Source organism: Psychrobacter sp. Pi2-1 (assembly GCF_904846645.1).
In the GTDB taxonomy this organism is placed as follows: domain Bacteria; phylum Pseudomonadota; class Gammaproteobacteria; order Pseudomonadales; family Moraxellaceae; genus Psychrobacter.
Genome location: NZ_CAJHBO010000006.1, coordinates 115,744 through 131,807, shown reverse-complemented (window position 1 = coordinate 131,807; position 16,064 = coordinate 115,744). Strand labels below are relative to the sequence as shown.

The following is a 16,064-nucleotide window of genomic DNA, read 5'->3' as shown; positions in this document are numbered from 1 at the left end:
ATAGATTGCTCATTTTGTCAGAACGATATAGCAAAACCTCAAAATACAACCGCTGGTTGTCACCAGTCATAGACTGGATTGTGAATTAAGGAACGTAAGATGCGATTTATTGATGAAGCCGTCGTAACGGTAAAAGCAGGTGACGGTGGCAACGGAATCGCCAGTTTTCGCCGAGAAAAGTATGTCCCACGTGGTGGACCGGATGGTGGCGATGGTGGCAAGGGCGGAGATATTTATGTCATTGCAGAGGACAACACCAACACTCTAGTTGACTATCGCTATACGCGTCGTCATGATGCCATGCGCGCTGAAAACGGTCATAGCAGAAACTGCTCAGGCAAAGGATCAGATGATTTGTATTTACCAGTACCAGTTGGTACAACGGTCGTGGATACCGAAACTGATGAAGTACTCGGTGATTTGATTGAAATTGGCCAGACGCTATTGGTCGCTAAAGGTGGTGACGGTGGTCTGGGTAATACCCATTTCAAAAGCTCGACCAACCAAGCGCCGCGTAAAGCGACGTCAGGTTTTGAAGGTGAGTTAAAAGTTCTTAAGTTTGAGCTAAAAGTAGTGGCTGATGTTGGTTTGATTGGTTTGCCTAATGCTGGTAAATCGACCTTTATCCGTCAAGTCTCTGCTGCTAGACCAAAAGTGGCTGATTATCCGTTTACCACCCTAGTGCCAAACTTGGGTGTGGTCGATATTGGTCGTCATCGTTCGTTCGTGATGGCAGATATTCCTGGTCTTATTGAAGGTGCATCAGAAGGCGCAGGACTTGGTATTCGCTTCTTGAAGCATGTTGCGCGTACACGTCGTCTACTACACTTAGTTGATGTTAAGCCTGTTGATGGCAGCGACCCAGTTGAGAATGCTCGTGTTATTTTAAATGAGCTTGAGCGTTTTTCTCCTGAATTAGCCAACTTACCGCAGATTTTGGTATTAAACAAAATCGATCAGGTCAATGATGAAGATTTGAATGCGCTTTGTACTCATATCGTCGCAGAGCTTGGTTGGACTGGTATGGTCTTCCGTACGGCAACGCTAACTGGTGAAGGCGTTGATGCGGTCAAGTATCATCTAATGAATGATATCGAACTTGAGCGTGAGCGTGAACTAGAAGATCCTATCTTCGCTGAAGCACAAAAAGAACGTTTTGAGCGTTTAGAAGCTGAAGTACGTCTTAACACTGAAGCGCAGCGTGAAGCGTATCGTGCAGCTCGTAAAGCGGCGCGTGAGGGCTTGGATGCGTCTGATTTTGACGACGATGATGATGATGGTGTTGAGGTAATGTACGTTCCTTAAGCTAGTATGCTTGAGCAGTTATACTTGAATTGTGAATTTAATCCCTACAATCAATTGATATGAAAAAAGGAGTTTATATGGCAGATGACATAGCAAACACGATGGAAGAAGCAAGATTTGTTGAGCAAACTCGCAACTTTGATATTCAGCGCGTTATTGTCAAAATTGGTTCATCACTATTAACCAATAACGGTCGAGGGCTGGATCGTACTGCCATATATGAGTGGGCAAAGCAAATTGCTAAGCTGCACAAAAAAGGCGTTGAGGTACTGCTAGTATCATCAGGTGCCGTTGCTGAAGGTGTGGTACGTATGAACCTTGAGGAACGCCCCAAAAAACTAGCAGCACTACAAGCCTGTGCTTCTATTGGTCAAATGGGGTTGATTGAAACATGGTGGTCAGCTTTGATTCAGCATGGCATTCAAAGCTCGCAGCTACTGCTAACTCATGATGATTTGTCTAATCGTAGCCGTTACCTCAACACGACGGGTGCGCTGACACAGTTATTAGAATGGCGCGTACTACCTGTTATCAATGAAAACGATACCATTACGATTGATGAGATTAAATTTGGCGATAACGATACCTTGGGTGCGATGGCAGCCGCAATGGTTAATGCTGATTTGTACATTATCTTAACCGATCAAGAAGGTGTCTTCACTGATAACCCACGTGATAATCCTGACGCTAAGATGATTCGTCAAGAACGTGCAATGGCTGATTATTTATTTGATATTGCAGGAGACGGCGGTAAGCTTGGACGCGGTGGTATGTTGACCAAAATCCGTGCTGGACGCCTTGCGGCAATGGGTGGCTGTCCTACCGTTATCGTCAGCGGTGCTATCGATGATGTTATCACTCGTGTGGTATCAGGTGAGGCTGTAGGTACGTTACTGACGACTAATGACGAAGATAAAATTATCGCGCGTAAACAGTGGCTAGCTGCGCATCTGCGGATGTCAGGTAGCTTGGTCGTTGATGCAGGCGCTGCAAGAGCATTGACTGAGCACAATAGAAGTTTATTACCAGTGGGTGTTGTAGAAGTGCAGGGCGGATTTGATGAGGGTGATGTGGTAGAAATCATACATCAAGATACTGGCGAACGTATTGCCGTTGGGCAGGTAAACTTCTCATCGAATGATGCGCGCCGCGTCGCTCGTGAGCGTACTGAACAGTTCGATAAGATCTTTGGTAGTAGCGAAGAGCGTGTCGTCATGGTACACCGCGACAATCTTGCATTAACTGTATAGCGCTTTCGTATAACCTTTTTTATTCAACTTATTTTATCCAGCACAATATCCATTTATAAATATGGATATTGTGCTGTTTTGGAGATTTGTAAATGAGTGCTTCAGACGGTAGTAACTCGGTTCAGCAACAGTTTGCACCTTTAAAAAATGATAGATTGCTACGTGCATTACGTTTTGAGCCCATCGATACCACACCGGTATGGATGATGCGCCAAGCTGGTCGCTATTTACCAGAATATAAAGCCACTCGTGCTGAAGCGGGTGACTTTATGAGCCTGTGCAAAGATACAGACCGGGCTACTGAAGTGACTCTACAGCCATTGCGCCGTTATGATTTAGATGCTGCTATCTTGTTTAGTGATATTCTAACTATCCCTGATGCGATGGGACTGGGCTTGTATTTCGAAACGGGTGAAGGCCCTAAGTTCAAACATCCTATTCGTGAGCAGGCTGATCTTGATAGATTGCCAGTGCTTGAGCCAAACGACTCTCTAGACTATGTAATGCGAGCTGTAACCAGCATTCGTAAAGCATTGAATGGTCAAGTGCCATTGTTTGGATTTTCTGGTAGTCCGTGGACGTTGGCTACTTATATGATAGAGGGCGGTAGCTCGAAAGATTATCGTTATACCAAAGGCTTTTTGTATAGTAACCCTGATTTTCTACATCAGTTATTAGACAAGCTTGCGACGTCAGTTATTGATTATTTAGATGCCCAAATCGTCGCTGGTGCTCAAATTGTACAGATATTTGATAGTTGGGGCGGGGCGTTAGGCCATCGTCAATTTATCGAATTTTCACACATTTATAATAAACGTATTGTCGCCGAACTAAAGGAACGTCATCCACAAGTACCTGTAGTGCTATTCACTAAAGGTGGTGGGTTATGGCTTGATATTCAGGCTGACAGCGAAGCAGATGTGCTAGGTCTAGACTGGACGATGCCGATTGATCGTGCACGTCAAGTATTGACTGAAAGTCAGCGTCAATTAACCAAAAAGCATAAAAAACTGCAAAGCAGCAAAGCTATCCAAGGTAACTTAGATCCAGCGACGTTATATGGTTCGCCTGCAACTATCCGTTCGGAAGTGAACGCCATGCTTGACCGTGCTTACGCTGATGGTGAAAAGACTGGTTACATAGCAAACTTAGGTCATGGTATCACCCAATGGGTTAACCCTGACAACGCCAAAGTGTTTGTAGATGCAGTACACGACTATAAAATTTAACAGTCAGAATATTTAGGGAGTGATTCTGTATTTGTAGAATTGCATGATTTGTAGAACTACACGCATTACAGGCAAATATAGAATCTATCAGTGCATATTGAGTATTTACCAAGAAAAGGGTGTTTTATGATTTCAGCAGCGATCGTCGGTGGTACAGGCTATACGGGTATTGAGCTTATTCGCCTATTATCTGCTCATCCTGAGGTTTCTATTGATTTATTAACTTCTCGTAGCGAAGCTGGCACTCGTGCTGATGAAATCTTCCCAAGCTTACGCGGTGTGTCTGACATCGTTTTTAGCGACTTGGGTGATAATACGCTTGCTGCATTGCAAAAATGTGATGTTGTATTTTTTGCGACGCCGCACGGTGTTGCAATGAAGCAAGCTGAAGCGCTGACACAAGCTGGCGTCAAGGTTATCGATTTGGCTGCTGACTTTCGTTTGCAGTCACTGACTGACTTTGAGCATTGGTACAAGCAGTCACATGCTTGTCCTGAACTGTTGAAAACAGCAGTCTATGGCCTACCAGAAATCAATCGTGACAAGCTTGCGAATGCGTTACTAGTAGGCAACCCAGGCTGTTATCCAACCACTGCGATTTTGGGTCTAAAACCAATTATCGAAGCCCAGAATAAGCAAGAAGAGCGTTTGATTGAGTCTCGTATTGTAATTGATGCAAAATCTGGTGTGTCTGGTGCAGGCCGTCAAGCATCACTTGCACTTAACTATGCTGAGACAACGGATAGCTTTAAGGCTTATAGCGTCGAAGGCCATCGTCATTTACCTGAGATTGAACAGGGTGTTGCACAGTTATTAGACAGTCAGTTCGCGCATCGCATTCGTTTTTTGCCCCATTTAGTACCGATGATTCGTGGCATGCTCAGCTCTATTCACATGGAACTGACCGATGCTGGTGCGGCTATCGACTGGCAGCAAGCGTTTGAGAATAGCTATGCGTCAGAGTTGTTTGTTGATGTCATGCCAAAAGGCCTTTATCCAGATACGCGTAGTGTTCGTGCTAGTAACCGTCTACGTATTGCCATACATCAGGATAATGAGCGTGCTGAGCTAACAGTTATCGTCGTTCAAGATAACTTAGTCAAAGGTGCTGCTGGGCAGGCTGTGCAAAACATGAATGTGATGTTCGGTTTTGATGAGTCAATGGGACTGAACTTTGCACCGATTGTTCCTTAATATCAACGACTTCATATTCCAATCATTCACATTTTCGGTGCTAGGTATTGATTATAAATTCGGCTATAATGACTTGCCCTTACCCTTAAGAGATACTGTCTAAATGCGTTTTCAGCTCGCACTACGCTTTTGCTCACAGCCAGCACGTCTATCGTGCAAAGAGTCGGTCATACCTAGCTTGGAGCGCAAACAGCATTCCTTTAGAAATAACAATGTTCCTATAAGTGGTATAGCTAGCTCACAACGTGGCGCTTCTACATTGGTACTGGCATTGTTTGTTGTAGCCGTATTAGTGACAGCGGTGGTTGGGCTGGTATTCGGTCATAAGCTTGGCTACCAACGTGGCCTTCATTCGATGGAAACAAAAGCCAAGCAAGCAATCATCGATAGCACTGAAGCGACACAAGCGCTAGAAGATTTGCGCCTTAGCAATAAGATAGCTACTAACCAAGCGGCAACTGCCAAACAAGAACTGGCTATCAGTTTGGCTAATTTAAAAGAACTGCGTGAAAGCCAGCAAGAATTAGCAGTAGAAAATAAACAAGTGTCACAGCTCAATGAGCTATATTCAGATGTCATCCGTGAGAAAGGTGGTATGCCTTTACAGGTATTAGGTGCCAAAATTTCGCCACTACCTGAAAATGCTTTTGAGTATGGTTTTGATATTGGGATGCTCAGTAGCGATGGTCAAGCCAAACGCTTGAGGCCTGTATTGACGCTACTTAACAATGATGACCTTGTAGAAGTACCTCTTGACCCTGCATACCATATGATCGAAGGTATCGTTCGGATACGTGGTCGCTTTGTAATGCCATCAGGCTTTAGACCATTGCAAGCCAAGCTGACTTTGCAAGCTGGTGGTCAGAAAGTAGAGCAATTGTATGACTGGAAGCTCGGTGATAGTGTGGATAACATGCTACCATCGCTTTTAGATTTACCAGAAGTTGATGAAAGTCCTATCGTACCTTAATTACCTCATGTCTTATTGAAATACTCAGTGACGATGCTGTGGTTGAAATCGAAGCACAATAGCCCTATTTAGTGGTTGTGCTTTATACCATGCCTTATTGCCTGCCTTAACAACATCTTCTATCTTAAACTTACCTTATAATTATATTTTGATTATGATGAAAAAAATGATATCACAAGCCACGCCAACGGTTGCTGATTGGCACTTTCCCAATATGCCTGCTCATCGTGCACAAGACGGTGATACCGATGGTGAAACGTCACCGCAAGCAGATGTATTGGTCGCAGAGCCTGAAGTAGCCAAACCGCCTATGTATGCGGTCGTTATGTACAATGACAACTACACGCCGATGGAGTTTGTTGTATACATATTGCAGTCAGAATTTCGTCATAGTATGGATTCTGCGGTCGAGATTATGCTGACTATTCATAATAGCAGCAAAGGTATTGCTGGCATTTATCCCAAAGATATCGCCGAGACTAAGGCCAAAAAAGTAAATAGTCTGGCACATCGTGAAGGTTATCCGTTATTGACCCAAATCGAACCACACCAAGGCGAGTAGAGCAATTTATTAATTTTTTATACTGATATATGGCTCTATTAAAGCTTTATCTAATATTTTGTACTTTTAAATAATTCATACCAGAGCTCACCTTTATAGTGAGCTTTTTTGACTTTCCAGTCACCCCTCTTATATACGAAATTTGACTCTTAAAATAGTTTTATTATCCATATAGCATTGATTTCTATAGCAAATAACCCTATCTATTAAACAGTCTATTCAATAGTTTTAGACTAAGTATCTCCGTTGAATTTGCTAAAACCACGTCATTTCTAGCTTTTCAAATATCAATCTCTCTTTCTATCTAATCAGTTTTTCAACATTTAATATTCGTTATTAAGGTTGTCGCTACTAGCTTGTAGCACGCTTTGATACATTTTAGTCTGTGTTAATAGATTGACTCCGTTGAAGTATCGTGTTGATATAAAGAAAAGCGGCCATTGATAGTTATGATTACTGTTGGCTGATAGCGAGATTATAGTATTTAATCAATAGTCTACCGCTCACCTCATTTATTCATGACTTCTAATAATACGAATATAGCCCTTGAACAATTCATCTACCGCCCTGATTTACTTACTAACTCATTCATAAAACTATCAATTATAAAGATAGATATAACCGTAGGAAGTTGTTATGTTAAGTCGTCATCTTGAAGTTTCTCTACGTTTAGCAATGACGCTTGCGCGCCAAAAATCGCATGAGTATCTCACTGTTGAACACTTGCTTTTGGCCTTATTAGAAAACACTCATGCTGCCAATACGTTGACTGCTTGTAATGCTAATGTCTCGGCGTTGCGTACTGAGCTTGAGATTTATATTAATAAACACACGCCAACCATCGATGCTGATACAGAACAGTCACCGCAGCCGACTCAAAGCTTTGATCGTATCTTGCAGCGTGCTATTTTTCACGTGCAGTCGATCGGTGGTGGTCGTCTGGTGGAAGGGTCTGATATTTTGGTCTCTATGTTTTCAGAACATGATACCTATGCTGTCTACCTGCTTAAAAAACAAGGCATCAGTCGCCTTGAGTTAACCCAGTATTTATCACACGGCCAAGATAAAGAAGAGCCTTCTGAATCACGCGGTTCTGCAGGCACTGAGCGTCGTAGTGCCTCTGAAAAGACCAGTAAAGATCCCTTAGTTGAATTTGCGACCAATCTAAACCAGCGAGCTGCTGAAGGTAAAACCGATCCTTTGATTGGACGTGCTTCTGAAATTGAACGTGCTGCCCAAGTACTGTGCCGTCGTCGTAAAAATAACCCATTGCTAGTAGGTGAGCCTGGTGTAGGTAAAACCTCTATCGCTGAAGGTCTGGCATGGTTAATTATTAACGATAAAGCACCAAAGCCACTTAACGGTTGCGTGATTTACAGCCTTGATATCGGTTCACTGATTGCGGGAACTAAGTATCGCGGTGACTTTGAAAAACGCATGAAGTCATTGCTTGATGCACTAAAGAAAAAACCAAATGCTATTCTTTTCATCGATGAGATTCATATGATTATTGGTGCTGGTTCGTCTATGAGCAGCAATATGGATGTGTCTAATTTGATTAAGCCTGCACTTGCCAACGGTGAGCTACGTTGTATCGGTTCAACAACCTTTACTGAGTATCGCCAAGTATTTGAAAAAGACCATGCATTGTCGCGTCGTTTCCAAAAAATCGATGTCAAAGAACCTAGTGTGGATGACACCATCGATATCCTACGCGGTCTGAAACCTCGTTATGAAGAATTCCATAATGTTGAGTATACGGATGAAGCGTTGGTCACAGCGGTACAGTTATCAGCCAAACATATTCATGAGCGTTTTTTACCTGACAAAGCTATTGACGTGATTGACGAAGCAGGTGCATATAAGCGCTTAGGTGTGGTGCCTGATGTCGATGATATCGAAGCGGAAGAAAGTTTCATTGCTGACTTAGAGCAAGATTTTGATGCGCAGATTGATGCTGATATCGATGGTGATACAGATAATGAAATGCAGGATGAAGTAGCGACTGCGAAAGCAAGCGATAGTGCTAAATCAGCAGATGGTGTGAAGTTATCAAAAGGTCAAAAGCCACCGATGAAAATCGATGTGGCTGATATTGAAGCTATTATTGCTAAACTGGCACGTATTCCACCCAAATCTGTATCGAGTGATGACAAGAGTATCCTTGAACACTTAGATCGAGATCTAAAGCACTTGGTATTTGGTCAAGATGAGGCGATTGCTACGTTGGCTGATGCTATCAAGCTATCACGTGCAGGATTAAAAGCACCAGATAAGCCAATCGGTTCGTTTATGTTTGCAGGTCCGACTGGTGTGGGTAAAACAGAAGTGTCACGTCAGCTAGCCAACTTGCTAGGTGTAGAGTTAGTACGCTTCGATATGTCAGAGTATATGGAAGCGCACACGGCATCACGCTTGATCGGTGCGCCTCCAGGTTATGTTGGCTATGATCAAGGCGGCTTACTCACCGAAAAAATCAATCAGCATCCACATTGTGTACTATTGCTTGATGAGATTGAAAAGGCGCATCCAGATGTCTTCAACTTGTTATTACAAGTAATGGATCATGGTACATTGACTGATAATAATGGTCGTGTGGCAATCTTTAAACAGGTCATCGTTATTATGACAACGAACGTTGGTGCGGATAGTATCAGTCGCTCGTCAATGGGCTTCACGCAGCAAGACCATAGCCGTGATAACACAGAGTCACTGAAACGTGTCTTCACGCCAGAGTTCCGTAATCGCCTAGACGCCATTATTCAGTTTAACCCTCTAGATACGTCAGTTGTTGTATCAGTTGTCGATAAGTTCTTGGTTGAATTACAAGTACAGCTTGATGATAAGCAAGTGACATTAGAGATTGATGATGATGTACGTGACTACTTGGCAGATAAAGGCTATGACCGTCTAATGGGTGCACGTCCGATGCAACGTCTGATTCAGGATGAAATCAAAAAACCATTGGCAAGTATGATTTTGTTTGGTGATTTGGTCAATGGCGGTGTCGTACACCTGACCTTAGAGCCTAAAGTCGATGATTCCCAAGAGAATGATACAATGAAGCTTGATAAGGTATCAGACAAAGGCTCAGCTGATAGTCGTATTATTCTGACAGTTGTTGAAACTCATGAACCACAACCTGACTCTGAGTCTTTAGCCAGTTAAGTTGTTTAATGTTGATGTCAAAAAAACGGCTACCGTACTACTGCGGTAGCCGTTTTTTTATTGCTATAATTCATCAACAAAGCAAACACCATTTTTTGTTAGTATGATTATTTACAGTAAGCTAGCTTTAACAAAGTTATGGAACTTATAACAAGATAACAAGTATAAAAAGGACACACTATGGAACTGTTTGATGAACCGAAAACAAAGACTCCAGAACAAAAACAAGCGATTTTAGACAATGTCCGTTTACCAGAGGATTGGAAAACGGCATTAGCAGATGAATTAACGTCTGAGAATATGGACAATCTACGTGCGTTCTTAAAAGAGGCGTATCAGTCGGATGATAGTATCTATCCGCCTGCACCGTTGATGTTCAATGCGCTGAACCTTACGCCGTTATCGCAAGTCAAAGTGGTAATCTTGGGCCAAGATCCTTACCATCGTCCAGGTCAGGCTATGGGGTTATCATTTTCTGTTCCTAAAGCCATTCCAAAGCCACCATCATTGAATAACTTGCTCAAAGAAATGGCAGATGACATTGGTATTCGGCCTTCAGCACATGGTGATTTGACGTATTGGGCGCAGCAAGGCGTTCTACTGCTTAATAGCTCACTAACTGTGCGAGAAGGCGAGCCAAATAGTCATCAGAATAAAGGCTGGGAGCAGTTTACTGACGCTGTCATCGATGCAGTTAATGAACAGACAAAGCATACTGTGTTTATTTTGTGGGGTAGTAAAGCCCAGAAGAAAGGTAAGTATATCGATACGGATAAGCATTTGATTCTGACAGCGGTACATCCATCACCACTTGCGGCAAACCGTGGTGGCTTCTTTGGCACTAAACCTTTTTCTAAAACAAATGACTACTTGGCACAGTATGGCCAAACTCCAATTGACTGGCAATTACCACAATAAATGCAAAATATTCAGAATATAAGCTTAATACCATATCAATCTTTAACTATTCAATCCCACACCTTTTGGTTGGCTGAAGATATTAAATGGATGCAACAAGCAATACAACTTGCTAAGCAAGGTGCTGACCGAGGAGAGGTGCCGGTAGGTGCGGTATTGGTACATGATCAGCAGATTATCGGCCAAGGATTTAATCAACCTATTAGTAGCCATGATGCTACTGCTCATGCAGAGATAGTTGCATTGAGAGACGCTTGTACGCGTTTAGAAAACTATCGATTGCCGCTACAGACTACTCTATATGTCACTCTAGAGCCTTGTACGATGTGTATCGGTGCTCTAATCCATGCGCGTGTAAATAAGTTGGTGTACGCAGCAAGTGAACCGCGTGCTGGTATGGTTGGTAGTCAAATGGACTTATCATTACAACCTTTCTACAACCATAGTATTCAAGCCTATAATGGATTATGCAGGGAGCATAGCAGTCAAATACTAAAGACATTTTTTCGTGAGCGTAGGCAAGCGGTAAAAAAGAATAAGGCCACTATGTAAACTCAAAACACTAATAAACAAGATATCAGTCTTGGTGCTAGTGGTCACGATGATTTTTTGCTATAATATTGCCCTATTTGATAGCACCCATCTTAATGGGCTATTAAAGACTTAACATACGAATAAATATTGTTTTATTAATGACATATGATAAGCGATATAAGTAACGCATATTATTGAGTAAGTATTATGACTAGTTCTACACCTGATAATGTTTTACTCAATACAGAGGATAGCCACACCTCATCAGTGCGCTACCCTGTTATTTGTATCGATGGTCCTAGTGGCGCTGGTAAAGGTACGGTCACATGGCGTCTGGCACAAGTGTTAGGCTATCAGTTGTTAGACTCTGGTGCGCTTTATAGAATTGTCGGACTAAAAGCCTTTGAAGCGGGTTTGATTAGCGCGGATGCCAGCCAACCAATTGACGAAGATGCTGTATTAGCATTGACTGAAAGCTTGGAGATAGCGTTTGTACCGAACAATGACTCAGGACGTGTAGATATCATTGTTAATGGACAAGCAGTAGGTGAGCAAGTACGCAATGAAACGGTCGGAGGCTATGCATCACAGATAGCGGTCTTTCCACAGGTTCGTCAAGCATTGCTAAAGCTACAACAAGATATGGCCACTCGTTCTGGTTTAGTAGCTGATGGTCGCGATATGGGTACGGTTGTTTTCCCAGATGCTGATGTTAAGGTATTTTTGACGGCCAGTGCTGAAGCACGTGCAGAGCGCCGTGTGACTCAGTTGTTGAACGCTGGTCAAACAGCAGATTTTGAGGCGATTCTCGCTACGATAAAAGAACGTGATGACCGTGATGAAAATCGTAATACAGCGCCCTCGAAACCTGCGGTAGATGCATTAGTACTTGATAGTTCAGCGCTTAATGCTGATGCAGTATATGAGCAGGTCAAAAAGCATTGCCAAGATAAAGGTGTGTTTTTCACTAGTTAGTCATTCAATAGCTAGTAAAAACAATATATTAAGTACTAAAAATTTTCCTATTAATCATTGTTTTAGTGTAAAATAATACGGTTAAGTTAAATTTTATTAAAGCGGTAAGAAAAACCTATTTTGTTTAGGGTATTGCATTTGCGACAAGACAGTTGTTGTTAGTCAGTTTTAATTACGATGAGCTCGCTATCAACAAATGTTTTTTTATATGATTGCATGGAATGTAAAACCAGTATTTTGTTCTATACAATCATAAATTTGATCCGTACTGTGCTGGACAGGATACGGCTATACAAAGGTAGACATAATGGAATCATTTGCTGAACTATTTGAAGCGAGCATCGAAGAAACAGGCCTAGATATTGAGCGTGGCTCGGTTATCAACGGTACTGTTGTAGCTATCGATAGCGATTGGATCACAGTAGATACTGGTCTGAAATCTGAAGGTATCGTCGCTCGTGAAGAGTTTTTAAGCGAAGAAGGCGAACTTGAAGTTGAAGTTGGCGATAGCGTTGATGTCGTAGTTGAAGCGGTTGATAACGGCATGGGTCAAACCTTGCTGTCACGTGAGAAAGCTAAGCGTGTTGAAACTTGGAACTTCCTTGAAAAAATCGCTGATAACGATGAAATCGTTAAAGGTATCATTTCAAGCAAAGTTAAAGGCGGTTTCACTGTAGATATCGGTTCAGTACGCGCGTTCTTACCAGGTTCATTGGTAGATGTACGTCCTATCCGTGATACGACGCATCTTGAAGGCAAAGAGCTAGAATTCAAAGTCATCAAACTTGACCAGAAGCGCAATAACGTTGTTGTTAGCCGTCGTGCAGTTATGGAAGCTGAAAACTCAGCTGAGCGCGAAGAGCTATTGAACAAGCTTGAAGAAGGTATCGAGATCGAAGGTATCGTTAAGAACCTTACTGATTACGGCGCGTTCGTTGATCTAGGTGGTATCGATGGTCTATTGCACATCACTGACATGGCATGGCGCCGTATCAAGCATCCATCTGAAGTTGTTGAAGTTGGCCAAGACCTAAAAGTTAAAGTATTGAAGTTTGACCGTGAACGCAACCGCGTTAGCCTAGGTCTAAAACAACTTGGTACTGATCCTTGGGATAACGTTGGCGGCACTTACCCAGTAGGTAGTGTTGTAAAAGCTCGCGTAACCAACTTGACTGACTATGGTTGTTTCGCTGAGATTTCTGAAGGTATTGAAGGTCTAGTACACGTATCAGAAATGGATCATACCAACAAAAACATCCACCCATCTAAAGTTGTTCAAGTGGGCGATGAAGTTGAAGTAATGATTCTTGATATCGATGAAGAGCGTCGTCGTATCAGCCTAGGTATCAAACAAACTCTAGCTAACCCATGGGATGAGTTTGATAAGAAACATGAGCGCGGTGATAAAATCACTGGTACCATCAAATCAATCACTGACTTCGGTATCTTTATCGGTCTAGACGGTGGTATTGATGGTCTTGTTCATCTATCTGATATCTCTTGGAACGAAACTGGCGAAGATGCTATCCGTAACTACAATAAAGGCGACACCGTTGAAGCAATGGTATTGTCTGTAGATGCAGAAGCTAATCGTATCAGCCTAGGCGTGAAGCAGTTAAGCTCTGATCCATTCAACGAATACCTAGTCAACAATGACCGTGGTGCTATCGTTAATGGTAAAGTAAAAGAAGTAGATGCTAAAGGCGCTACTATCGAACTTGCTGACGAAGTTGAAGCTTATCTACGTGCTTCTGAAATTCAACGTGACCGCGTTGAAGATGCAACTAAGCATCTGACTGTTGGTGATGACGTTGAAGCGAAAATCATCAGTGTTGATCGTAAAACACGCAACATTAACTTGTCTATCAAAGCGAAAGACGAAGCTGAAGAGCGTCAAGCGATTAAAGATCTTGGTAGCACGAACACTACTGCTGCTCCAGGTTCTGATGCACAACCAAAAACTATTGGTGATTTGATCAAAGAGCAAATGCAGTAAGCTGCAAACTATTGATATAAAAGTAATATAAAAAAAGCGACTTCGGTCGCTTTTTTTTATGATTAGATTTTATTAACACAGTTAGTAATAGAGGTTTTTAGCCAAATGGGCAAACTCTTATTCCCATTTACGCTAATATCCGCTATCATTTGCACCATTGAGTAACGAGATGATAGTTATAATCTTTTTATAGTCATAATATGATTCTGAATATTAGTTTTCAAAGATTCAGTATATATAGTTTAATTATACAAACGCATTTACGTACTATAGAGCGTTGACTTATCATCAGCTTATCCATCAATCAACAAGGCAAGCGTAATAATGCAGCAAGCGATTAACAAATCCGAATTTATTAGTAATTTGAGTGCAAACTGTGACAACATGGCAGACACCGTGGTTGATGACGCAGTGCGTGAAATCTTAAACTTGATGACCCATACTTTAGCCAATGATGGCCGAGTCGAAGTTCGCGGATTCGGTAGTTTTTGTCTACATCATCGCCGTGCCCGTATGGGACGCAATCCTAAGACAGGTGAAAGCGTACCTGTACCGGCTAAAGCGATCCCACATTTTAAGCCAGGCAAGGCCTTACGCGAAGCAGTAAACGATACGGTAGCAAACGGTTAATTAAACCAGCACTGGCTATCTAACTGTCAAAAATTTATCATTCCAAACTGAGGTAACTGTCTCATGCGCTTTCTACTATTTGTATTGCTATTCTTGAGCTTTGCCTATTCACTTGGTTTGGTATTGGCAAATAATACTGAGGTCGGAGTCAACCTGCTGTTTTCACAAGCACCTACGATGAATCTAGGGTTGCTACTTATTTTGTGTTTGATGCTAGGTATTGTTATTGGTATTTTACTGGCATTGCTTATCTTTCGTGTGCTGCAAAATAAGTGGGAAATCTCACGTCTGCAAAAAGCAAACGCAAACCTGCAAGAGCAATTGACTCAAGCCAATACAGTTATCGATCGTCAAGCAAGCGCGCCAACAGTAGATGAAGCTGTTTATGGTGCTTCTGCTGCCAATGTACAAAGTAGTGACGCAACTAGCCTAACTGAAGGCTCTACTCTGTCTAAGCGTAGACGAGATTAAGTCGTTAAGTGATAGCTTAACGAACGCAGTACTGACCTCAAATACAATACTTTGATAACTTCAAAATATATGGTAAAACCATGAATAATGTAATTAACTCTCCAGTTGTCGTCGCTCTAGACAATATGACGGTAGAGGCGTCTCTAGCGTTAGCTGACCAGTTAGATCCATCTCAATGTCGATTGAAAGTCGGTAAAGAGCTGTTTACGCGTTGTGGCCCTGATATCATCAAGGCACTGCATCAACGTGATTTTGAAGTGTTCTTAGACTTAAAATTCCATGACATTCCGAATACCACTGCTCAAGCAGTATTGGCGGCCGCTGAGCTTGGTGTATGGATGGTGAATGTCCATGCTAGCGCAGGGTTAGAGGCCATGTCGTTGGCAAAACAGCGTTTGCTAGATAGAGATCTCGATACCTTGCTTATCGCAGTCACCGTACTGACTTCTATGGATAGTGAAGCGTTGATGCAAACAGGCATCACTGATAGCTTAGATACCCAAGTAAGCCGACTAGCACAACTGACTAAGCAAGCTGGTCTTGATGGTGTGGTTTGCTCGGCTCAAGAAGCAAAAGCACTTAAAGCGTTATGTGGTCAAGACTTCAAACTGGTAACGCCTGGTATACGACTAGCTGAAGACAATGCAGATGATCAAAAACGTATATGTACACCAAGTCAGGCGCTAATAGACGGTTCTGATTATTTAGTCATTGGCCGTTCGATCACTCAAGCCTCAGACCCTGCTGCTAAACTACAGACAATACTTCAAAGTATTTAAGTTTGAATAAATGTTAAGAAAAAGAGACAGCCTAAATGGCTGTCTTTTTACTTTTTGATGGTCGAGGAAAAGCTGCTACACTA

14 protein-coding genes are annotated in these 16,064 nt (G+C 42.3%); all 14 read left to right on the top strand.

Going from position 1 to position 16,064, the window contains the following annotated elements; translation table 11 throughout:
* Positions 1 to 99: 99 nt before the first annotated feature.
* The 14 genes from cgtA to pyrF all read left to right on the top strand — a co-directional run bounded on the left by cgtA (position 100) and on the right by pyrF (position 15,981).
* The gene (cgtA, locus tag JMX91_RS05485) at positions 100 to 1,305 is read left to right on the top strand and encodes an Obg family GTPase CgtA (RefSeq protein WP_201548040.1); all 1,206 of its coding nucleotides are present in this window, start codon (positions 100 to 102) and stop codon (positions 1,303 to 1,305) included.
* Between the two features lie 77 nt (positions 1,306 to 1,382).
* Positions 1,383 to 2,555 (top strand): glutamate 5-kinase, encoded by a 1,173-nt coding sequence (gene proB / locus JMX91_RS05480; RefSeq protein ID WP_201548039.1) that lies wholly within the window; start codon positions 1,383 to 1,385, stop codon positions 2,553 to 2,555.
* Between the two features lie 92 nt (positions 2,556 to 2,647).
* Positions 2,648 to 3,784 carry a uroporphyrinogen decarboxylase gene (hemE, locus tag JMX91_RS05475; RefSeq protein WP_191114928.1) on the top strand — a complete coding sequence of 379 codons (1,137 nt, stop codon included), beginning with the start codon at positions 2,648 to 2,650 and terminating at the stop codon, positions 3,782 to 3,784.
* A 126-nt stretch (positions 3,785 to 3,910) separates the two neighbouring features.
* Positions 3,911 to 4,978 carry an N-acetyl-gamma-glutamyl-phosphate reductase gene (gene argC, locus JMX91_RS05470; RefSeq protein WP_201548038.1) on the top strand — a complete coding sequence of 356 codons (1,068 nt, stop codon included), beginning with the start codon at positions 3,911 to 3,913 and terminating at the stop codon, positions 4,976 to 4,978.
* Between the two features lie 103 nt (positions 4,979 to 5,081).
* Positions 5,082 to 5,948 carry a hypothetical protein gene (locus JMX91_RS05465; RefSeq protein ID WP_201548037.1) on the top strand — a complete coding sequence of 289 codons (867 nt, stop codon included), beginning with the start codon at positions 5,082 to 5,084 and terminating at the stop codon, positions 5,946 to 5,948.
* 166 nt (positions 5,949 to 6,114) lie between these two features.
* Positions 6,115 to 6,510 (top strand): ATP-dependent Clp protease adaptor ClpS, encoded by a 396-nt coding sequence (locus tag JMX91_RS05460; RefSeq protein WP_101206289.1) that lies wholly within the window; start codon positions 6,115 to 6,117, stop codon positions 6,508 to 6,510.
* Between the two features lie 636 nt (positions 6,511 to 7,146).
* A complete protein-coding gene (clpA, locus tag JMX91_RS05455) occupies positions 7,147 to 9,678 on the top strand; it encodes an ATP-dependent Clp protease ATP-binding subunit ClpA (protein ID WP_201548036.1) in 2,532 nt (843 codons plus the stop codon).
* A 180-nt stretch (positions 9,679 to 9,858) separates the two neighbouring features.
* Complete coding sequence (locus JMX91_RS05450) at positions 9,859 to 10,596, top strand: uracil-DNA glycosylase (RefSeq protein WP_201548035.1); 738 nt, start codon at positions 9,859 to 9,861, stop codon at positions 10,594 to 10,596.
* Positions 10,597 to 11,148, top strand: coding sequence for a tRNA adenosine(34) deaminase TadA (gene tadA / locus JMX91_RS05445; protein WP_201548034.1), 552 nt, complete (start codon positions 10,597 to 10,599; stop codon positions 11,146 to 11,148).
* 189 nt (positions 11,149 to 11,337) lie between these two features.
* Positions 11,338 to 12,105: a (d)CMP kinase gene (gene cmk / locus JMX91_RS05440; protein WP_201548033.1), complete on the top strand. Its 768-nt coding sequence runs from the start codon at positions 11,338 to 11,340 to the stop codon at positions 12,103 to 12,105.
* 307 nt (positions 12,106 to 12,412) lie between these two features.
* Positions 12,413 to 14,101: a 30S ribosomal protein S1 gene (rpsA, locus tag JMX91_RS05435; RefSeq protein ID WP_201548032.1), complete on the top strand. Its 1,689-nt coding sequence runs from the start codon at positions 12,413 to 12,415 to the stop codon at positions 14,099 to 14,101.
* 324 nt (positions 14,102 to 14,425) lie between these two features.
* Complete coding sequence (locus JMX91_RS05430) at positions 14,426 to 14,731, top strand: integration host factor subunit beta (protein ID WP_057759195.1); 306 nt, start codon at positions 14,426 to 14,428, stop codon at positions 14,729 to 14,731.
* 63 nt (positions 14,732 to 14,794) lie between these two features.
* Positions 14,795 to 15,202, top strand: coding sequence for a lipopolysaccharide assembly protein LapA domain-containing protein (locus tag JMX91_RS05425; protein WP_102091942.1), 408 nt, complete (start codon positions 14,795 to 14,797; stop codon positions 15,200 to 15,202).
* 80 nt (positions 15,203 to 15,282) lie between these two features.
* Complete coding sequence (gene pyrF / locus JMX91_RS05420) at positions 15,283 to 15,981, top strand: orotidine-5'-phosphate decarboxylase (RefSeq protein WP_102091941.1); 699 nt, start codon at positions 15,283 to 15,285, stop codon at positions 15,979 to 15,981.
* The last annotated feature ends 83 nt before the right edge of the window (positions 15,982 to 16,064 follow it).